At 32.4% G+C, this 20,564-nt stretch carries 27 protein-coding genes and 1 pseudogene; 26 read left to right on the top strand and 2 right to left on the bottom strand.

Going from position 1 to position 20,564, the window contains the following annotated elements:
- Nucleotides 1–249: 249 nt before the first annotated feature.
- From ACKI3Q_RS09690 to ACKI3Q_RS09650, 9 genes are all read left to right on the top strand, one after another.
- The gene (locus ACKI3Q_RS09690) at nucleotides 250–660 is read left to right on the top strand and encodes a hypothetical protein (RefSeq protein WP_407416388.1); all 411 of its coding nucleotides are present in this window, start codon (nucleotides 250–252) and stop codon (nucleotides 658–660) included.
- Between the two features lie 82 nt (nucleotides 661–742).
- Entirely contained in the window at nucleotides 743–952 is a 210-nt protein-coding gene (locus tag ACKI3Q_RS09685; protein ID WP_407416387.1) for a TIGR04165 family Cys-rich peptide, read from the top strand.
- A 1-nt stretch (nucleotide 953) separates the two neighbouring features.
- Complete coding sequence (locus tag ACKI3Q_RS09680) at nucleotides 954–2,078, top strand: TIGR04083 family peptide-modifying radical SAM enzyme (protein WP_407416386.1); 1,125 nt, start codon at nucleotides 954–956, stop codon at nucleotides 2,076–2,078.
- A 15-nt stretch (nucleotides 2,079–2,093) separates the two neighbouring features.
- Nucleotides 2,094–2,219 (top strand): hypothetical protein, encoded by a 126-nt coding sequence (locus tag ACKI3Q_RS09675; protein ID WP_407416385.1) that lies wholly within the window; start codon nucleotides 2,094–2,096, stop codon nucleotides 2,217–2,219.
- Between the two features lie 488 nt (nucleotides 2,220–2,707).
- Complete coding sequence (locus ACKI3Q_RS09670) at nucleotides 2,708–4,741, top strand: heavy metal translocating P-type ATPase (protein ID WP_407416384.1); 2,034 nt, start codon at nucleotides 2,708–2,710, stop codon at nucleotides 4,739–4,741.
- 39 nt (nucleotides 4,742–4,780) lie between these two features.
- A complete protein-coding gene (locus ACKI3Q_RS09665; RefSeq protein WP_407416383.1) occupies nucleotides 4,781–5,770 on the top strand; it encodes an ATP phosphoribosyltransferase in 990 nt (329 codons plus the stop codon).
- 143 nt (nucleotides 5,771–5,913) lie between these two features.
- The gene (locus ACKI3Q_RS09660; protein ID WP_407416382.1) at nucleotides 5,914–6,816 is read left to right on the top strand and encodes a CBS domain-containing protein; all 903 of its coding nucleotides are present in this window, start codon (nucleotides 5,914–5,916) and stop codon (nucleotides 6,814–6,816) included.
- Between the two features lie 10 nt (nucleotides 6,817–6,826).
- On the top strand, nucleotides 6,827–7,744 hold the full coding sequence (locus ACKI3Q_RS09655; RefSeq protein WP_407416381.1) for a deoxyhypusine synthase: 918 nt from the start codon (nucleotides 6,827–6,829) through the stop codon (nucleotides 7,742–7,744).
- Nucleotides 7,745–7,753: 9 nt separating this feature from the next.
- On the top strand, nucleotides 7,754–8,278 hold the full coding sequence (locus ACKI3Q_RS09650) for a hypothetical protein (protein ID WP_407416380.1): 525 nt from the start codon (nucleotides 7,754–7,756) through the stop codon (nucleotides 8,276–8,278).
- 26 nt (nucleotides 8,279–8,304) lie between these two features.
- Here ACKI3Q_RS09650 and ACKI3Q_RS09645 read toward each other — a convergent pair whose 3' ends face one another.
- Nucleotides 8,305–8,550, bottom strand: a complete 246-nt coding sequence (locus ACKI3Q_RS09645) for a DUF5654 family protein (RefSeq protein ID WP_407416379.1) — start codon at nucleotides 8,548–8,550, stop codon at nucleotides 8,305–8,307.
- Between the two features lie 99 nt (nucleotides 8,551–8,649).
- Complete coding sequence (pyrF, locus tag ACKI3Q_RS09640; RefSeq protein ID WP_407416378.1) at nucleotides 8,650–9,288, bottom strand: orotidine-5'-phosphate decarboxylase; 639 nt, start codon at nucleotides 9,286–9,288, stop codon at nucleotides 8,650–8,652.
- A gap of 362 nt (nucleotides 9,289–9,650) precedes the next feature.
- Here pyrF and cbiM point away from each other — a divergent pair, with 362 nt between their 5' ends.
- From cbiM to ACKI3Q_RS09555, 17 genes and pseudogenes are all read left to right on the top strand, one after another.
- Nucleotides 9,651–10,316, top strand: a complete 666-nt coding sequence (gene cbiM / locus ACKI3Q_RS09635; RefSeq protein ID WP_407416377.1) for a cobalt ECF transporter S component CbiM — start codon at nucleotides 9,651–9,653, stop codon at nucleotides 10,314–10,316.
- Between the two features lie 10 nt (nucleotides 10,317–10,326).
- The gene (locus ACKI3Q_RS09630; RefSeq protein WP_407416376.1) at nucleotides 10,327–10,617 is read left to right on the top strand and encodes an energy-coupling factor ABC transporter substrate-binding protein; all 291 of its coding nucleotides are present in this window, start codon (nucleotides 10,327–10,329) and stop codon (nucleotides 10,615–10,617) included.
- A gap of 38 nt (nucleotides 10,618–10,655) precedes the next feature.
- Nucleotides 10,656–11,345, top strand: a complete 690-nt coding sequence (cbiQ, locus tag ACKI3Q_RS09625; protein WP_407416375.1) for a cobalt ECF transporter T component CbiQ — start codon at nucleotides 10,656–10,658, stop codon at nucleotides 11,343–11,345.
- Nucleotides 11,346–11,351: 6 nt separating this feature from the next.
- Entirely contained in the window at nucleotides 11,352–12,185 is an 834-nt protein-coding gene (locus tag ACKI3Q_RS09620) for an ATP-binding cassette domain-containing protein (protein WP_407416374.1), read from the top strand.
- A 136-nt stretch (nucleotides 12,186–12,321) separates the two neighbouring features.
- On the top strand, nucleotides 12,322–12,780 hold the full coding sequence (ribC, locus tag ACKI3Q_RS09615; protein ID WP_407416373.1) for a riboflavin synthase: 459 nt from the start codon (nucleotides 12,322–12,324) through the stop codon (nucleotides 12,778–12,780).
- Between the two features lie 8 nt (nucleotides 12,781–12,788).
- Nucleotides 12,789–13,499, top strand: coding sequence for a glycosyltransferase family 2 protein (locus ACKI3Q_RS09610; protein WP_407416372.1), 711 nt, complete (start codon nucleotides 12,789–12,791; stop codon nucleotides 13,497–13,499).
- Nucleotides 13,500–13,509: 10 nt separating this feature from the next.
- Nucleotides 13,510–13,857, top strand: coding sequence for a DUF2304 domain-containing protein (locus ACKI3Q_RS09605; protein WP_407416371.1), 348 nt, complete (start codon nucleotides 13,510–13,512; stop codon nucleotides 13,855–13,857).
- 3 nt (nucleotides 13,858–13,860) lie between these two features.
- Complete coding sequence (locus tag ACKI3Q_RS09600) at nucleotides 13,861–14,520, top strand: (Fe-S)-binding protein (protein WP_407416370.1); 660 nt, start codon at nucleotides 13,861–13,863, stop codon at nucleotides 14,518–14,520.
- Nucleotides 14,521–15,723 carry an LUD domain-containing protein gene (locus ACKI3Q_RS09595; protein ID WP_407416369.1) on the top strand — a complete coding sequence of 401 codons (1,203 nt, stop codon included), beginning with the start codon at nucleotides 14,521–14,523 and terminating at the stop codon, nucleotides 15,721–15,723.
- A 149-nt stretch (nucleotides 15,724–15,872) separates the two neighbouring features.
- Nucleotides 15,873–16,586 (top strand): (5-formylfuran-3-yl)methyl phosphate synthase, encoded by a 714-nt coding sequence (locus ACKI3Q_RS09590; protein ID WP_407416368.1) that lies wholly within the window; start codon nucleotides 15,873–15,875, stop codon nucleotides 16,584–16,586.
- A 13-nt stretch (nucleotides 16,587–16,599) separates the two neighbouring features.
- A complete protein-coding gene (guaB, locus tag ACKI3Q_RS09585; RefSeq protein ID WP_407416367.1) occupies nucleotides 16,600–18,081 on the top strand; it encodes an IMP dehydrogenase in 1,482 nt (493 codons plus the stop codon).
- Between the two features lie 187 nt (nucleotides 18,082–18,268).
- Complete coding sequence (rpl37A, locus tag ACKI3Q_RS09580; RefSeq protein WP_407416366.1) at nucleotides 18,269–18,538, top strand: 50S ribosomal protein L37Ae; 270 nt, start codon at nucleotides 18,269–18,271, stop codon at nucleotides 18,536–18,538.
- 3 nt (nucleotides 18,539–18,541) lie between these two features.
- Nucleotides 18,542–18,667: pseudogene (locus tag ACKI3Q_RS09575) on the top strand (DNA-directed RNA polymerase subunit P); the annotation flags it as partial.
- A 107-nt stretch (nucleotides 18,668–18,774) separates the two neighbouring features.
- Complete coding sequence (locus ACKI3Q_RS09570) at nucleotides 18,775–19,260, top strand: Brix domain-containing protein (RefSeq protein ID WP_407416365.1); 486 nt, start codon at nucleotides 18,775–18,777, stop codon at nucleotides 19,258–19,260.
- Complete coding sequence (locus tag ACKI3Q_RS09565; protein ID WP_407416364.1) at nucleotides 19,253–19,522, top strand: KEOPS complex subunit Pcc1; 270 nt, start codon at nucleotides 19,253–19,255, stop codon at nucleotides 19,520–19,522. Before ACKI3Q_RS09570 ends, ACKI3Q_RS09565 begins: the two co-directional genes overlap by 8 nt.
- Nucleotides 19,523–19,540: 18 nt before the next feature.
- Nucleotides 19,541–19,897, top strand: a complete 357-nt coding sequence (locus ACKI3Q_RS09560; RefSeq protein WP_407416363.1) for a prefoldin subunit beta — start codon at nucleotides 19,541–19,543, stop codon at nucleotides 19,895–19,897.
- A gap of 23 nt (nucleotides 19,898–19,920) precedes the next feature.
- The gene (locus tag ACKI3Q_RS09555) at nucleotides 19,921–20,205 is read left to right on the top strand and encodes a DUF3194 domain-containing protein (protein WP_407416362.1); all 285 of its coding nucleotides are present in this window, start codon (nucleotides 19,921–19,923) and stop codon (nucleotides 20,203–20,205) included.
- The last annotated feature ends 359 nt before the right edge of the window (nucleotides 20,206–20,564 follow it).

Raw genomic sequence — 20,564 nt, 5'->3', positions numbered from 1 at the left:
ACTACAGACAAACTAATCCAGAAATAATAAAGAAATTATACAAGACTAAAAATGGAATTCTAACATTTTTAGACTATCAAATGAAAAATTGGACTGAAAAACATCTAAAAATCAAATAGGCCTATAAAATTTTACAGACTCTTTTTTTTTAAAATCATAAATTCTGTTTCATGATTAAAAATATTTAAAAACCATAAAATAATTATTATATATTAGAACAATAATGTTATTTATTGAAGGTGATAAAATATGAGAAAATTATTTATTTTATGTTTGTTTTTAGTTGTCGCTGTTGCAAGCATAGGTATGGCTTTTGCAGCAGACAATATTGGAGGGCATAATTTTAACATTCCTAATGGATTCCATGAAGAAAGTTCTAATGCGACTCCAGTCAGTTTAGGTACTCAATTCAATAAAGTTTTCAAAAACGATAAAGGCGATATAATCAATATTACCGTATTTACTACTGGTAAAGATACAAACTTCACTGTAAATCCAGATTCAAGCTATCAAAATAAGACTATTAATGGAATTAATGGATTCATCAGTAACAATACCGTTACTCACATACCAACTTTTAGTTTTGCGGAAGATAATAATCAACGCTTCGTAAGTATTGCAGCTACAAATGAAAATGATATTGAAGCTTGCTTGAAATAGTGTGTATCATCACATACACATTTTCTTTTTTTTTATAAATTTATATATATCTTAAAATCTAATTTTAATTATAGGTGAGAATATGAAATTAGAAGAATTATTGGCTCCCTGTCCAAAATGTGGTTCCAAAGATAAAATCGCCCATAGAAAAATGTTGGACAATCATCGTGCACATGCAGAGATGGAAACTGTCAAATGTGAGGAATGTGGCTATATCTTTTTTGTAAATGAGGATATGGATGAAGATGAGAAAAAGCAATTGTTAAGAGAATTAAATAAGATATATGGTTAAAATGACATTTCATGTAATGGTTATCCCTACACTCAATTGTCCATCTAATTGCAAATATTGTTGGGGTTCTGAAAATACAAAGGAAATGATGGACATCGAAGTTATTGACCAAATAATCGATTGGTTAGCTGATTTTAGGGATGATAAGGTTCATTTCACTTTTCATGGAGGTGAACCTCTCCTTGCAGGCTATGATTTTTATAAGGTTGCACTTGAGAAGCTTTCCAAATTGCCTAATTTAGAAGGATTTTCTCTTCAAAGTAATATTTGGCTTTTAACTGATGAATTGATAGACTTGTTTGTTGAATATGGTGTTGTAGTAAGTACCAGTATTGACGGGCCAAAGGAAATCAATGACTATCAAAGAGGAGACGGCTATTTTGATAAAACCATGGCCAAATATGAACTTGCTAAAAGCAAAGGTCTAGTAATTAATTTTGTTTTGACAGTCACTGAATATTCCAAGGATTTCTCAGATGAATTATATGAATTCTTTAAGGGAGAGGAAATGAGCTTAAAGATTCATGCGGCACTTCCATCATTAAGAGGAGATAATGCTGATCCATGGGCACTTAATCAGGAGGAACATGGAAAACTGCTTATTGATTGGCTGGATAAATATCTTTATGATTTGGATAAATTCTCAATTATGGATTTAGATCATATCACAAAATCTAGCTTAAGGAGAAGAGGAACCCTTTGTACATTTGCTGATTGTATTGGAACTACACTGGCTGTCGGTTCTGATGGTTCAATATATCCGTGCTATAGGTTTGTTGGAATGCCGGATTATGTTTTAGGTAATGTTTCTACAAATCCTAGCTTTGATGATTTAAAGTCCTCTGAAGCTTGGGCAAAGCTTCAGGAATTTAGAGATTATGTTGATGAAAATTGTAAGAAATGCAGACATGTCAAATATTGTGAAGGAGGATGTCCTTATAATGCAATTGTTGCATATCAAACTCCACAGGCAGTTGATCCTCAATGTACGGCATATAAGATGATTTTTGATGAGGTCTCTAAAAGGATGAATAAGGAATTTGCAAAGTCCGCTTTTGGAATGGGAGGTCCTGCCCCTAGAAAAGAGGGTGACCCTTTCAGCATTATGGACTTGGCTATGAAATGATTAATGGATGTTAATATGATTTGTGATGATTGTAAATACTTGGAATTTAGAAACAAGTACAAAATTATTTGTAAATTGCATGATGGACTGTTATTGGATGTCAAGCAATGTCAGAACTTCAGAGAATCTGAAGATGAATAATTCTATTGAACACCTCAACTTCCTAAAGTTGAGGTATTCTTTCAAATATTAAGATTAAAAAGTCTTTTTCAAAAGAGAGGATTTGGATATTCACCAATTTCCATAGATGAAATCATACGATTTGCTGATTTTGAATTATTTAACTGTTTTTTTTTTATAATATTTCCGGTAACTTAAAAAAGAGATATCTGGTTGAAATACTTGAAATAAGATGAAATATTTTAGAACTGCTTTTTTTGTTAATACTTCATATATAAATAAATTCAAAAAATGTAATACTTTTATAGTTGAAAGTACAAATAGTAATACTGGGTATATAAATGAATTCAAAAAAAGTAATACTTTTTGGCTGTGAGTAATACTTTATATTCCTACTGAATTTATTTTTTTGTTTGTCTCTTAATGTTGGGATTTTCATTGAAAAATTTTTCAGTAATACTGGATATATAAATGAATTCAAAAAAAGTAATACTTTTGAGGTTTTAGACATGATTGATGAAATAACTGACTTTCTATTTGGACTAAAAATGACAATAATTTCTGGAATATTTCTGTTAATTGCTATAATTTTCATGATTTTTCAAATTGACACTCCAATTTATCTAAATCCTGCATGGGGAACAGTAATAATCAGCGGAATTCCCATGCTGTTGCTGGCCATGACTAGACTGGTCCGTGAAAAATGGATTTCATCTGCATTATTAATTGCAATTGCTATGGTTGCTTCCCTATTGATTGGAGAAATTTTTGCAGCAGGGGAAGTAGCATGGATTATGGCATTAGGTGCTCTTTTAGAGGACTGGACAGTTGAAAGAGCTAAAAAGGGATTGAAAAATTTAATTGATTTAACTCCACAAACTGCAAGGCTAACCACTGGTGAGGAAATACCTGCCAGTGAGGTTAAACTTGGAGATAACTTAAGAATATTGCCTGGCGAAAAGATTCCTGTCGATGGGAAAATTATTAAGGGTACAAGTTCAATAGACCAGTCAGTAATGACTGGTGAATCCTTGCCTATAGACAAAAGCGTTGGTGATGATGTATTTTGTGGAACTACAAACATGTTTGGTGCTATAGACATCAAAGCTACAAGCTTATCTGATGATTCCTCTCTACAAAAATTAATAGAACTTGTTAAAGCTGCTGATGAAAAGCAAGCGCCAACTCAAAGAATTGCTGATAAATGGGCAACATGGTTAGTTCCTGTTGCATTATTGATTGCTATTGCTGCTTGGCTTGTAACGGGCAATATTGAACGTGGAGTTACTGTATTGGTAGTATTCTGTCCGTGTGCATTAATTCTAGCTACTCCAACTGCCATTATGGCAGCTATTGGTCAGGCAACAAAGTATGGCGTATTGATTAAATCAGGTGAAGCTCTGGAAACATTGGGGGCTTTAAATACACTGGTATTCGATAAAACAGGTACGTTGACTTATGGTAATCTGATTGTGTCTGATGTGATTCCATTTGGCATGTCTGAAAATGAATTATTATCATTAACTGCTTCATGTGAAAGTTTAAGCGAACATCCATTGGCTAAAGCTATCGTTTCCAAAGCTAAAAATGAAAATATTCAAATAAATGAAGTGGAAAACTTTGAAATGTTTCCTGGTCTGGGAGTATCCTGTGATATAAATTCCAATAAAGTTTATGCAGGCAATCTTAAATTTTTAAGTGAAAATGGAATTGATGATGATGTTGATGAAGTGATGGACAGGCTTAAAAGTGAAGGTAAGGCAACTGTAATAGTGGCTCAAAACAGTAGAATTGTCGGTATTATAGCTTTATCCGATATGATTCGCGAAGATGCACCTCAAATGATTGATGCGCTTCATGATATTAATACTAAAACAGTTTTACTTACGGGAGACAATACGCAAACGGCCAATTATTTTGCATCTAAAGTTGGAATTGGAGAAGTTCATGGTAACCTCCTTCCTGAAGAGAAACTTGAATGGATAGAAAAATACCAGCAAAAGGGTGAAAATGTTTGTATGGTAGGGGATGGTGTTAATGATGCTCCTGCACTTAAGACAGCAAATGTTAGTGTTGCTATGGGATCAATGGGTAGTGATGTAGCTATTGAAGCTGCAGACATTGCGCTTTTGGGTGATGACATCTCTAAAATCCCATATCTTAAGAAACTTTCAAATTCCACATTATTCACAATTAAAGCCAACATTGCCATTTCCATGACAATCAATGCCTTAGCAATAATCTGTTCCGTTTTGGGTTTACTGAATCCAGTGACTGGTGCTATTGTACATAATGCAGGGTCCTGTCTTGTTGTTTTGAATGCGGCATTTTTATATGATAGAAAATTTGATGATTCAATTAAAAAGATTGATTCGCAGAATATGGAGCATAATCATTATCATATACACAATGATGGTGAGCATTCTCATTCACATGAGGGAATTGTAATATTTGATGAAATTGAAACCGATGAAGGCATTAAACATATGCATGTTCACACTCATGAAATGTCAAGAAGAAATTGTGAAGTTCATCATAATTAATATATATCTGAAAATATTAACATTATTGTAGGTTATATTATGAATGAAAAGATAATACTTGGACTTCCAAAAGGAAGTTTAAATAATGTAAAAAGAGGAAATACCTATCAACTGTTTGTTGATGCAGGTTATGAAGTTAAAGGGTATGAACCTGGTGATGAATCTTACGAAATTACTATTGCAAATGATGAGGATATTGTTGCTTATTTAACTCGTCCACAATCCACTCCTGTTGAATTGAATCGTGGAATGGTTGATATAGCCATTGTCGGTGAAGACTGGGTAAGGGAAGAATCTGTTTTAAGGGATACTAATACCATTAAAATAGGTGATTTGGATTATGGAAAAACCCGTTTGATAGTTGCAGTTCCTAATGATTCTCCATACACTAGTTTATCCGATTTATTCAGAGCAAATAAAGATAGAAAAACTCCAATTTTATGCTTTACAGAATATCCTAATTTAACCAGAAAACATATTATGGAAAATGAAGTTTATCAGGAAATCTATGGTGATGCTGTACCCTTTGTACAGGTCAGAGGTTTGACTGATGGAGATAATGAAATGGTACAGGTTATTAACTCTGATGGTGCAACTGAAGTTTACATTGCAAAGGGTGCCGATTTAATTGTTGACAATACACAAACAGGCAGTAGCTTGAAAAAAGCAGGTTTAAAAGAAATAGAAACTATCATGCACTCTTCAGCAGGTCTTTATGCAGGGGTAAGCTGCACTGGCCAAAAGCTTGAAAAGGCTAAAATGATTTATGAGCAGTTGCTTGGAGCCATTACTGCAAAGAAATATTTCGATGTCAAATTCAACATTGCCAACAATAAGATTGAAGAGGTTTCTAACTATTTGACAGAAAATAAACTTTGTGCTGATGAACCTACAATAACTCCAGGATCTGATTTTTCACAGATTAATGTTTTGATTCCTAAAGCAAAATTCCCTGAAATGGTAGATGCTATTAAAGGATTTGATGCAACTTCCATTATTAGAAATGATTTAAAACAGCTCATTGAATAATCATTTCTCTTTTTAATTTTTTTTTAAACATTGTTTACTCATTATTTTTTTAGTGTTTTTTGATTTATCATTATTTATCATTACCTTTATAAACCATGCTTGATATAATTAAATATATTAGTTAAATAGTTGGGGATAGAAACATGTTAACATCTGTACAAAAAGAAATATTGCAAACTCTGATAAACCTATACCAATCCTCTGAAGGAAAATCCATTAAGGGGGAGGATATTGCAGAAGTTATGAATAGAAATCCTGGAACTATCCGTAATCAAATGCAGTCACTTAGAAGTTTAAGTCTGGTGAAAGGTGTTCCTGGTCCTAGAGGTGGATACAAACCAACAATTGAAGCATATCATGCTTTAAACATTTCAATTTCAGAAAAAGAAGCAAAAGTCCCTATATATAGGGGAGATGAGAGGCTTGAGGATATTTCTGTTGCAAAAATTGAATTTACTTCTGTACCCCAACAAGAAGAATGTGAAGCAGCTATTAAAGTCCTTGGAAGTATTAAGGATTTAAATCTTGGAGATACAATAAAGATAGGTCCAACTCCTGTAAATAACCTAGGAATTATGGGTGAAGTTGTTGGAAGGGATGATATGGACAATATTTTGCTTGTGGATACGACTACAATAAGAAGCATACCAAAGCAGACTGTAGGTGACATTGCAAGTAAAAATGTAATTTCTTTAAAGGTTGACTGCAAGCTGAAGGATGCTGCAAAAATATTCACTGAAAATAAGATTGATGGTGCACCGGTTATGAAGAATGGAAAGGTAGTTGGTGTATTTACAGTTACTGATTTTGTACATGCTTTCGCTGAAGATAAGGAAGACATTACTGTTGGCGATTTAATGTCAACAAAGGTAATCATTGTACATGAAGACTTAAAGATAGCAAAAGCAATTGAAATATTATTTAAGAAATCTATTTCTAGATTAATAATTGCAGATAAGGATAATAACTTACTTGGAATTGTGACAAGGACAGATTTAATTAATTCTATAACTAATTTTGAAGATTTCCCAATTTATACTAATTAAGTGTGATTTAATGGATAAAGTTAATCAATTAAAGATAAAAGAAGGTATGAAAGTATCTGAATTAATAGAGCAATTTGATAACTCCGGAGTTTTAGGTTCCGGCAGGGTAGCAAGAGCATCGAATATATTATGCAATATGATTAAAGATGAAGAGATGAATGTTTTCATGAGTCTTGGGGGCCCGTTAATTCCTGGAGGTATGAGAAATATCGTAACCAACATGGTGCGTGAAGGGCATGTTGATTTAATCATTTCAAGCGGAGCCAATATTACCCATGATATGCTGGAAGCATTTGGAGGAAATCATTATCGTGATGAAGGACGTGACGATGAGGATTTAAATGCTGAGGGCATTGGAAGAATTGCTGATATTAATGTCGGATCTGATGATTTTGAAATATTTGAAAGTGAAATAATTAAAATATTTGAAGACATTTCATCCCAAAAACCTAAAATATCAATTCAGGAACTGTTGTATGAGGTAGGTTTACGTATTGAAGATGAAAATTCCTTTTTAGCAACTGCAGCACGTATGAAAACACCTATTTTTGCTCCAGGACTGATTGACAGTATGTTTGGATTGCAGTTATGGATGTTTTCACAGGATCATGATTTTACAGTTGATGCTGTAGCGGATATGCATTACCTGTCTGATATTGTTTTTAATAGTAAAAAGATTGGAGGAGTACTTTTAGGCGGCGGTTTGACTAAACATTATACTTTAGCTTCTACACTGCTTATAGGTGGACTTGATTCTGCGATTCAAATAACTTTGGACAGACCTGAAGCAGGCAGTTTAAGTGGAGCTCCATTGCAGGAAGCAAAATCCTGGTCTAAAGCCAAATGTGAATCCACACTTGAAACTGTAATCGGAGATGTTACTGTAATATTTCCATTGATTTATGCCGATGTTTTAGATAAACTTTAGGTGTTAAAATTGAATTATCTTGTTTTAGGTTTTTTGTATATTCTTTCCGGATTTTTCATGAAATTATCCGATGATGCATATGATGAAAATGACAATTTATATTTGGCTATTGTTTTTGGAATATTGTGTGCGTTGGCCTCAGGTATAGCTACAGTTTTTGATGCTGATGCAGCATATGTTTTTATAGGAATATTAATTGGAAACCTGCTGGCTTTTAAGATAGATGGTATTCATCATGCAATCACCACGGTAGTTTTTGCTTTAATATGTTTAATCTGTGGAATACCTAATTTAAGTTGGGTAATTTTACTTTTAACCATTTTGGCTGCATTAAGTGATGAAATTGGACATGAACTAATATCTAATGTTACAAACAATACTTTTATTATATTGTTTTTTGAATATAGGTTTGTAATGAAAATAGAAATATTTTTATTAGCAGTCTGTGGTGTTTTATCATATTGGACATTTATATTATTTATTTTATTTGAATTGTCATATATGGTGCCTGATTTGGTGTTAAAAAAAGATTAAAAAAGGAAAATAATTAATTTTCCTTCTTAGTCGTCTAATTCAATTCCCATTCTTGCAGCAACTCTTGCTAAAAGTACGGTAACAATAACTGCAATAATGGTAACGACAATAGCATATGTGAATAGGCTGGATAATGCGCTTCCGCCGCCAACATATGTTTCGATTAATTTTTGGATAGCGTCGTTCCAAGCTAAACCTGCAACGAATGCAAAAGCGGTTGTAATTAAACCTAAAATGGTTTCCATAATTAATTTGGTCACTTCAGATGCCATGCAAATTTCCTCCCTTTAAATCAATTTTTGTTCATTAGCTAAGTAGAACATATTATATTATACATTTAATCATTAAAATAGTTTTAGTTAATCTTAACATTATTTGAGTAAATTTTCACAAGCAGTTTTGGGGTTATCTGCTTCATATATGCTTCTGCCAACGATTATTGCATTAGATATTTCTAAAGTTTTTTTAGCATCTCCTCCTTGTTTTCCAACACCTGGGGAGATTATGTAAGCATCATTTCCAACGATATTTCTAATGTCCTGCAATCGGTCAAGGCGTGTTGCCGGAGCAACATAGTTGGTTATTCCCATTTCAACTCCCATTTTTGCAATTTCATCTGCTGCAGATTGCAGGAATTTCTTAGCCCCTGGATGTGACATTTCAGTTAGTAAAAACAATTCTTTTTCATATTTGTCTGCTACATCTAGGCATGCCTGAACACTGTCAGGACCTACAAATCCATGACAGATTATTGCATCCGCTCCTGCTTTAAATGTTTCTTCACAGATTTTCTCATTTGTCGCATCAATATCTGCCACTTTAAAGTCGCATATTACCTTGAAGTCGAATTTGTCTTTTAATTTGTTGATGATTTCAAGACCTTCTGCAAGTGCTAAAGGATAACCTATTTTTATTGTGTCGATATTATCAATAACTTTTTCACAGATATCCATTGCTTCTTTTTCGCTTCCTACATCCAATGCTAAAATTAAGTTGTTTTTAATGTTCATAATTGAATATTTGTTGTTATTATTTAAATTATTTTTTTTTAGAATCAATATTAATTATTTTTCATTTCGATTATTTTTGCCCATACTTTTGGTTGATATTTTTTTTATTTAATTTATAATTTATTTGATTTTTTTAAAGTATTTATTAAATTCTCTTAGTTTAGTTTTATTAATTGAGGTCATTTTCTTTGTTTTTTAAAATGTGTTTGATTTAATTAATGCATTTTTTAAAGTAAACTTGATAAATTTTTAATTAGATTTATATATCATAAAATAATAAATATTATATTGTCAAATGGTAATTAATAATTTTAAATTTATGTTTACCTAAATTTGATATGAAAAAATGAGAGGAATTTATCATGCATATTATGGAAGGATATTTACCTGGAATGTGGTGTGCGGTATGGTTTGTCATATCTTTCATCATTGTCGCCTACGGTATATATCAGATTAAAAAAATAGTAGATGAAACTCCAGAATCTAAAGCATTAATTGCTGTTAGTGGAGCATTTATGTTCGTCTTGTCATCTTTGAAATTACCTTCTGTTACTGGAAGTTGTTCTCACCCTTGTGGTAACGGATTGGGTGCAGCATTGTTTGGTCCTGCTGTAACTGCTGTTTTAGCAACTATCGTTCTTCTTTTCCAAGCAATCTTACTTGCTCACGGTGGATTAACTACTTTGGGTGCTAACATCTTTTCAATGGGTATTGTTGGGCCATTCGTAGCATGGATTATATATAAAGGTTTCGTAAAAGCTAATGTCTCTTCTACAATTGCTATATTTTTCGCAGCATTCTTCGGAGACTTATTAACTTATGTAGCTACTTCATTCCAATTAGCTTTAGCTTTCCCATCTCCTTCATTCGGATCTGCATTAACTAATTTTTTAGTTATCTTTGCAGTTACCCAAATACCATTAGCTATCGGTGAAGGTATTTTGACCGTAATTATTTGGGATAGATTAAAAGAATACAAACCAAAATTATTAGATAAATTAGGTGCTTTAGCTCCTAATGAGGCATAAGGTGATATAAATGAAAACATCAACATTAATAATATTGGCTGTTATTTGTATCATATTGTTCGTTGCACCATTAATAATGTTTAATGGTCACGGGGAAGATGATGGATACTTCGGTGGTGCAGACGATGCTGCTGGTGAAGCTATTGAAAAAACCGGTTTTCAACCTTGGGCTTCATCTATATGGGAACCACCTAGTGGTGAAATAGAAAGTTTATTATTCGCTCTTCAAGCTGCTATTGGAGCAATTATTATTGGTTACTTCTTTGGATACTGGAGAGGAGAAAAATCTAAAGATGATTAATTAAAATCATCTTTTAATTTCTTTTTTTTTGTGATTGTATGAAATTTGACATGGATTATATAGCACATAATAATACATTAACAGAAACAAATCCCTATTTTAAGTTATTTTTAACAATTATATTGTTAATTTTAACATTGGCTTTAGATAATCTGTATTTTGATGTTATTATATTTATTATAATGTCAATAGTAATTTTGGGCATTGCAAAAATTAATTATAGGTCTTATTTAAAATTTCTTTCAATCCCAATGGCATTCCTTATCATAACCTGTTTATTTTTAATATTCTTTTTTGGTAGTGGAAAAGTAATTTATGAAACTGGATTTTTTGGTATTGTGGTTACTGAGAATTCTCTTCATTATGGTGTTTATACGTTCTTCAGAGTTATTGGATGTTTGCCTTGTTTAGGATTTTTAGCACTCACTACACCTATCGCAAAAATATTGCATTGTTTGGGTACCCTTAAAGTTCCAAAGATTGTTATTGAAATTGCTCTTTTGATGTATAATACAATATTCATATTCTTAAATGAGATTGATACAATGCAGAAAGCACAGGATACTCGATTAGGATATCATTCTTATTTTACATCATTCAAATCATTAGGTGCTCTTGCAAGTACTATATTTTTGAGATCTTTGGATAAGAGTGAAACATTACAACATTCATTGGATTCCAGAGGTTATTCCGGTGAACTTCCGGTTTATGAACCGAAAAAAAGGTGATTAATAATGTTAGAAGTACAAAATATTAAATATTCTTATAATAATGATTATCAGGCATTAAAGGGCGTTAGCTTAAAAATTGAACAAGGAGAAATGGTTGCTCTGTTAGGTAAAAATGGTGCAGGTAAATCTACATTGTTTCTTCATTTAAACGGAATCTATCAGCCTGATGAGGGAAAGGTATTCATTGATGGTGAAGAACTTAAATACGATAAAAAATCTTTACTTAAATTCAGGCAAAAGGTAGGTATTGTATTTCAGAATCCTGATGACCAGATTTTTGCTCCAACTGTAGAGGAGGATGTTGCTTTTGGACCATTGAATTTAGGATTGTCTATGGAGGAAGTCCAAAATAGGGTGGAAGAAGCATTAGAACGTGTTGGAATGACAGGTTATGAAAAAACAGCTCCTCATCATTTGAGTGGTGGTCAAAAGAAAAGAGTTGCAATAGCCGGAATTTTAGCTATGAAACCGGAAATTATGGTTCTGGATGAACCTACAGCAGGTTTGGATCCAAATGGTGTAACTAATTTGGTCAGATTGCTAAAAGAGCTTAATGCTGAAGGAATTACAATTCTTATTTCAACTCATGAGGTAAATTTGGTTCCTGAATATGCAAATAAGGCTTTTGTATTGGTTGACGGTAATTTAATTGCTGAAGGTACCCCTAAAGAGATTTTTTCACAACCAAATATACTTGAACAGGCTAATTTGGAGATTCCTATTGTAACAGAACTCTTTCAGCAAATTGAAGCTGAAGGTATTGACATAGGTGGAGATTATCCATTGACAATTGAGGAAGCAAAACAGAAGTTTTTAAAACTTTTAAACAAAAACTAATTTTTTTTTAACTTACTAAATTTATCATAAATCTTTAATTTAAAGTATTACTCGCAGTAATAATTTTTAATACTATCTTATTTTTACCAACTATTATATATTAAAATCAACATATCATTTTTATAAGGTGAAGTTTATGAGGATTGGAATTTGTGATACTACATTTGCTCGTTTTGATATGGCTGCGGCTGCTATTGATGAGCTTAAAAATAATGCTTATGACTTAAAAATAATTCGTGAAACAGTTCCTGGAGTTAAAGACTTGCCTGTTACAGCCAAAATCCTCATAGAAGAGGAAAACTGTGATATTGTCATGGCACTTGGAATGCCCGGACCAATGGAAAAAGATAAAATGTGTGCTCATGAAGCATCAACTGGTCTTATTAATGCACAGTTAATGACAAATACTCATATCTTGGAAGTTTTTGTCCATGAAGATGAAGAGGAAGACCCGGTTGAATTGAAAAAATTGGCAGAAAACAGGGCTCGTGAACATGCACAAAACCTAATCAAGATGATGTATCATAGGAAAGCTATGAGAAAAGAAGCAGGAATGGGAATGCGTGAAGGAAAAGAAGATGCAGGACCGTTATAAGTGATAAAATGGGATCTAAAATAACTATGGAAGATAAAAATGCTACATATATAGTTCTTCCGGCATATAATGAAGCAACTAGGATTCAGCCGGTAATTGAAGCTATTGCTGCGAAAGGATACAATATGGTCATTGTCAATGACGGATCATCAGACAATACTTTGGATGTTATTTTGGAATCCAAAAAGAAATATCCTAATCAGATTCATCTTTATTCATTAATTCTCAATCGTGGTGTTGGTATTGCAACACAAGCAGGCTTTGAAGCCGTTTTAAAATTCAATCCTAAATATGTTGTAAGTATGGATTCTGATGGCCAGCATTCTCCTGATGATTTGGATAATGTAATAGAACCTTTAGTTTCCGGCAGAGCTGAGGCTGTAATTGGCGTAAGGCCACTTAAAGACATGCCTAGAAGTAGAGGCTTTGCAAATAATGTTATGAATATTCTAACTAGGATATTTTATGGCGTTGATGTCAGCGACTCACAGACAGGCTTTAGAGCTTTGACATTCGATGCTTTAAATCAAATCACAATCAATGCAAGAGGTTATCTTATATCCTCTGAATTTATACGTGAAGTTAATGACAATGATATTCCTTTTGAGGAAGTTACCATTCAGACAATTTACACTCCGGAAACTCAGGCAAAAGGAACGGATTCTAAAGTCGCTTTAAAAATTCTATTTCAGATGATGAAACATAAACTCTTTGGCTAAGGTGAAAATCATGTTTATTTATTCAATTATATTTCCAATAATTTCTTTAATTGCTATATTGATCTTTTTTTATAGATTTAAAAGTGGAAAAAATTCCTTCTCTTCATTTGTAATCTGGACAATCGCATGGATATTTGTAATAATATTTTCAATTTATCCAGAATCAAGCATAGTCTTTGCAAGGGCTTTTGGTATAACAAGAGGATTGGATTTTATTATAATCGTTGCATTATTCTTTATATTCTATTTGGGCGCTAGACTGTACTATAAAATTGATAATTTACAGGATGATGTAAATAAGATAGTTAAAGAAGTTGCCCTAAACAATGAGATTAGTTTAGAAGATGAGGAAGAATAGTCCATGATATATTTTAGAGGATGCACAGCACGTGAAAAAGAAACATCAATAGCTGATGCAACTGAAGAACTGTTGAAATTCGCTGGCGTTGATTATAAGGTTTTGGATGATGAAAAATGCTGCGGTTCTGTATTGTTGCGTACAGGTTTTATGGATGAAGCAAAAGAACAGATTCAAAAAAATACTGAAGTTTTATCGGATGATTTAATATTAACCTCATGTGCAGGATGTTATAAGACCTTGAAAGATGATTATGAAGGTTTGGATGTTATTCATATTTCACAATTTTTAAAGGAATTAATTGATGAAGGTAAATTGGATTTTGCTGAAAAAGATTTAAATGTTACTTATCACGATTCCTGCCATTTGGGAAGGCATTGCAAGGTATTTGATGAGCCCCGTGATGTCATATCCAGTGTAGCCAATTTGGTGGAAATGAAAAATAATCATGAAAACAGCTTGTGCTGTGGTGCAGGGGGAGGCGTAAAGTCTGCTTATCCGGAAATCGCTTCACAGATGGCTGAATCCAGAATAGCTCAGGCACTTGATACTGATGCTGAATTATTAATTACTCCATGTCCATTCTGCAAGCTTAATTTAAAGGATTATGGACTTGATGTTTTGGACTTGACTGAGTTTTTGGTTAAATATGGGAGTGAGTAGATGAAAAGCAGTGAACTCGAAACAATGAGAAAATCATTCAATACTGTTAAGTCACGATCATCAGAAATTAAAAATTCACCTCAGGTCAAAAGATTAGAAGAGAAAGTTCGTGAAATTAAAAAATATTCTATTGAAAACTCAGATGAATTGTATAATCAGGCTATTGAATCATTTAACCGAAATGGAATTGATGTTGAGTTCGCCAAAACCAAGGAAGATGCCATTAATATTATTCTGGACTTGATAAAGGATTTCGATAACAAAGTCATTGCTAAAGCTAAGTCAAATACTTTAGGCGAAATTAATCTTAAAAATGAATTAGCTAGTGAAAATTGGGATGTTGTTGAAACCGACTTGGGAGATAGGATTTTACAACTCAAAAAGATAGATAATAAACCTGTCCATCCAACAGGTCCGGCATCACATCTTAATGTATCTGAAATAACAAACATAGTCAATGATTCACTTGACAGCAATGTCGACCCGATACCTCGTGAAATCATGGGGCTTGTAAGAAGTGATGTGCTGAATCGCTTAAAAAATGCTAGTGTAGGTATATCTGGTGCCAATGCAATAGCATCTGAAGAAGGATCATGCGTAATGGTTCACAATGAGGGTAATATTTCTATAGTTTCCCTAAAAGATTTGCATATAATTGTAGCTGGAATCGATAAAATTGTACCTACATTGGAAGATGCAATTTCAGTTTCAAAACTGGAAACTGTCTATGCTACAGGCAACTATGTGACTTCATATATGAATGTAGTATCAGGTCCATCAAAAACCGCAGATATTGAAAAAAAACTTTTGAAAAATATGTATGGTGCTGAAAAAGTAGTTGTTATTCTTATGGATAATGGAAGAAGTGATGCAAGCGAAGAATGCCTCTGGTGCATTGGATGCGGCAATTGTGTAGTGCACTGTCCTGTATATAATGCTGTCGGAAATGAATTCGGTTTTAACAATTATTTGGGTGGTAGGGGTGTTGCAATGTCAAAATTCATTGAAGATGATGAGACATGCTATGAATCAGGCCTTTATATGTGTACATTATGTGGATTGTGTACTTTAAACTGTCCGGTAGCTATTCCAACTAATGAAATACTTGAAAATATGAGGAAACTATCTTCAGAAGTTGGTTTTTATCCAAAAGTTCATGGCAGAATCAAGGATAATGTAAGAAAAAATGATTCTCCTTATTAATTAATTTTTTTTTAAATTTTTTTAACTTATTTCCTATTCCACTTTGTTTTGAAAAATAATTTCACTTAAAGCATATACTTATAAAGAAAGAATACCAAATATAAATATATTATATTTTAATATTTTATTATTATAAACGGAGGAAATACATGCTTCTATTAATAAGTCCAATAAACCATGAAGAAGCTCTTGAATCTATAAAAGGTGGAGCAGATATTGTTGATGTGAAAAATCCTAAAGAAGGTTCCTTAGGTGCTAATTTCCCTTGGGTCATTAAAGAGATTAGGGAATTAACTCCTGAAGACAAGTTAGTCAGTGCAACTTTGGGTGATGTACCTTACAAACCAGGTACTGTTTCTCTTGCAGCAATGGGGGCTCATGTTTCAGGGGCAGATTATATCAAAGTAGGATTATACGGAACTAAAAACTACGATGAAGCTGTTGAAGTTATGAAAAATGTATCTAAAACTATTAAAGATGTAAGTCCAGATACTATTGTTGTAGCTGCTGGATATGCTGATGCTCATCGTGTTGGTGCTGTTGATCCGATGGAAATTCCAAAAGTAGCTCGTGATGCAAACTGTGATTTGGCAATGTTAGATACTGCTGTTAAAGATGGTCATACTTTATTTGATTATTTAGATATTGAAAAATTAACTGAATTTGTAGAAGAAGCTCATAGTTATAATTTAAAAACTGCTCTTGCAGGGTCTGTTAAAAAAGATCAATTAAAACCATTACATGATATTGGTTGTGATGTTGTCGGTATTAGAGGAGCTGCCTGTGTTGGCGGTGACCGTAATACTGGTAAAATACATCATACTGCAGTAGCTGAGCTTAAAGAATTATGCGATTCATTTTAAGTAGGTGTGTTTAATGTATTCTAAAAAAGTTCAAGAAGCAAGAATGTCTTACACTTTTGATGATTTTTTACTTACTCCAAATGCTAGTTATGTAGAACCAAAAGATATAGACACTACCGTCGAATTGTCTAAAGGTATTAAATTAAATATACCAATTTTAAGTGCTGCTATGGTTACTGTTACAGCAGCAGATTTAGCTATAGCTATGGCACAGGAAGGTGGTATTGGAGTAATTCACAGAAATATCTCATTAGATAGGCAAGTTGAAGAAGTTAAAAAAGTAAAAACTGCTGAAGATATTACCATTCGTGATGTTGTAACAATCACTCCAGAATCTACAATTCAAGATGTGCAAAATAAAATGCAGGATGAGTTAATCAGTGGTCTTCCTGTTGTTGATGGTGATGAAATTATTGGTATTATTTCTAAAAGAGATATTAGGCCAGTATTAAAATCAGAACCTGACAAAACGGTTAAAGATATCATGACCTCTGATGTTGTCACTGTTGAAGAGCCTATCACTGCTGAAGAGGCATTGAATATTGCCTATGAAAATAAGGTAGAAAGATTACCTGTTCTAAATGAAGGTAAATTGGTTGGAATAATCACAATTAAAGATATTTTAAATAGGGCTCAATATCCTAATGCGGCACGAGACAAGCATGGAAACTTTGTAGTTGCTGCAGCTTGTGGACCATTTGATTTGGACCGTGCAATGGCTCTTGATCAAGCAGGTGCAGATGTTATTTCAATTGATTGTGCTCATGCTCATAATATGAATGTAGTTAAATACACTGAAACTATAAAAGACAATATAGATGCAGAATTATGTGTTGGTAACATTGCAACTGCTGCAGCTGCCGAAGATTTAATTTCAATGGGTGTAGATGCTTTGAAAGTAGGTATTGGTCCGGGTTCAATGTGTACTACCCGTATTGTAGCTGGTGTTGGAGTGCCTCAATTAACTGCAATTTCCGATGTTGCTGATGCAGCGTCTGATGCAGGTGTTCCTGTTATTGCAGACGGTGGTATCAGATACTCAGGTGACATTGCAAAAGCTATTGGTGCCGGTGCAGATGCGGTAATGTTAGGTAATTTACTCGCAGCATCTTATGAAGCTCCTGGTGATATTGTTGTTATGAATGGTAAACAATACAAAAAATACCGTGGAATGGGCTCTATGGGTGCTATGACCAGTGAATTTGATGGTGGTGCTGACAGATACTTCCAAGGATCTAAAAGTAAAATGAACCATACTAAATATGTTCCTGAAGGAATTGAAGGTGCAGTACCATACAGAGGAACTGTTGCAGAAATTTTATTCCAATTAGTTGGTGGTTTAAAATCTTCAATGGGTTACTGTGGAGCTGAAGATATTGCTGCAATGCAGAAAAAAGCTCAATTTGTCAGAATATCAAGCAGCGGTATTAAAGAGTCACACCCTCATGATTTATTAATCACTAATGAAAGTCCTAATTACCATAGTTTTAAGTAAGTAATTAGATTTTAATTTGATGGTATTTTTGAGAAAATACAATAATTTTCTTAAATTTTCCATTAACTTTAAATATAATGTTGTACAATATTATTACATTAGATAATTTTATGATTGTTTTTAATCATGGTAAATCTTAAAGATTTACAGTTTTTTATTATTATTTTTATAATGGAGAGAAATCAAAATGGCAAGAACTAAAAAAGTTGGTATTACAGGAAGGTTCGGTGCAAGATACGGAAGAAAAGCAAAAAGATCTGTTAAAATTATCGAAGAAAACATGAAAAAAAATCATGTTTGTCCTAAATGTGATAGACCTTATGTAAAAAGACAAGCTGCTGGAATTTGGAAATGTAGAAAATGTGGTGCTGTATTCACCGGTGGAGCATATGTTCCTCAAACACCTATGGCTAGATCAGCAGCACGTAGTATTAGAGATATCCAAGTGGAGGAATAATCCTTGTATAAATGTCCATATTGTGGAACAGAAGTAGATCAAAAAAGATACATGGACAATAAATGTCCTAATTGTAGATATAGGATTTTATTTAAAAATGTTCCAGAAGTAACCCGTTGGGTATCAGCAAGTGTTCCTGATGGTAATATGGTCAACAGAGTCGGCCTTAAAAAATAGAATTAAATCAAGATTCGTATCTTGTTTTTTCTATAATTTTTTTACTATTTTTGATTTAAATGTTAATTTCAACTTCTAGAAAGCCTTCTCAAAAAACTAGAAAATTCTGTAAAAATTTTGCTCATTCAACAAATTCAACTTCTGTAAATAGAGGTAAAATGAATATGAGGGAAATTTTATTGAGGGCTCTTGATGAAGATGAAGTTAATTTGGCTATTGTTAATGAGATTAAAGGTAATCCCAGTAAAATTACTTTTTATTCCAATAAAGGAGATATATTACTTACTATTTTAATCAGTGTTAACACTACAAATGAAAGGCTTAATATTTCTCCATCCCAATTAAAAATAGTATCTGATGTTCAGGAACTAAACTGTTTAAGTGATATTTTAGGTTTTGAACTAGTCGATAAGGCTGAAAATAATTATATTCATATTGATAGTGACTATGATGAGTTAGTTGCTAAAATAAATTTTATTAATAAATTTGGAAATAAAACAGATTTCCAGATTAATGTTAGAAAGATTTTAGATAACAATGATTGATAATAGTCCTTTAGAATCTGTAAAAAGTCAAATAACTGTTGAGTTTGATAATCCTAAGCAAGCGAAAATTATCTATGATTCTATCATCTTGGAATTTCAAACGGCGCCAGACTACAGATCTTCTATGAATTTAACTCTTGATGAGAATATCATTGTTATTGATATTGATGCTCAAGACTCTACATCATTTAGAGCTTCTGTCAATTCCGCTATAAAGTGGATTAATTTATCATTACAAATAAATAACTTAACAAATATATAGAATTAAAAAGGTGATTATATGGAAATTCCTGAAAATATACAAGAGCAATTAAATCAGTTTCAACAGTTACAACAACAAGCTCAAGCTGTAAGTATGCAAGTTCAAACTGTAGAAGTTCAAATTCAAGAAACTGAAAAAGCATTAGAAGAATTAAAAAATACTGACGAAAATACTGAAGTATTTAAACAAGCAGGTAACTTACTTATTAAAGTAGATTATAAAGATGCTTTAGAAGAAGCTGAAGATAAGTTAGAAACTCTCAAGTTAAGAAAACAAACCATGGCTCGCCAAGAAGAAAGAGTCATGAAAAAACTTGAAGAAATGCAATCTAATATTCAATCTGCTATGCAAGGAATGGCTCCTAATGGAGCTTAATTTCCATTCTTTTTTTTGATATCATGTCAAAACTTAAAAAATTATCCTCTCAGGATTTAGATACTATTTCTACTGATTTTGGTGAAATTCTTGAAGTTGAAGTTTCAAAGGTAATTTCAACTAAGGAACTTGAAGACTTAGATTTGGATATTGTACTTAATTATGAAAATGATCAACTTGATGTGGATGTTGATTTAGGCGTTTTATTTGATGCATTATCTGAAATTAACCAAGATATGTTAAATGAAGCTATTGATAACGCTTATTTGAAGTTTGATTCTTATATTGATGAAAATTTTCGAGAATAATTATTTTTTTTAAATCATAGAGTAATACTTATTATGGTTTTTTCTCATAATTGGGTAATACTTTTTTATAAAAAAGTATTTATATTAGTATAATCTAATTATAATATAAGTTTGAAGTTAATTTTTCAGATAGCTTAGCAAAAACGGATGAACACAAAATTTTTTTCTGTCTTTCAAAATTCCCTCTTTCGAACTTCAAACTATTTTTTTTTATTTTTTTCTTTTCTATTATTTTAGTGGAGTTTCATCAATTATAATTGATTAAAATAAGATTTTCAAGGAAACTTTATTGATTTTTACATTTTGTTAATGGTTATATTTTATTAATTCCTAATTTTTTATAAATATATTATTTTCTG

This window comes from Methanobrevibacter sp., assembly GCF_045636185.1.
In the GTDB taxonomy this organism is placed as follows: Archaea; Methanobacteriota; Methanobacteria; order Methanobacteriales; family Methanobacteriaceae; genus Methanocatella.
Note: the sequence above shows the minus strand (reverse complement) of the source record. Positions and strands in the feature narration are given on the sequence as shown.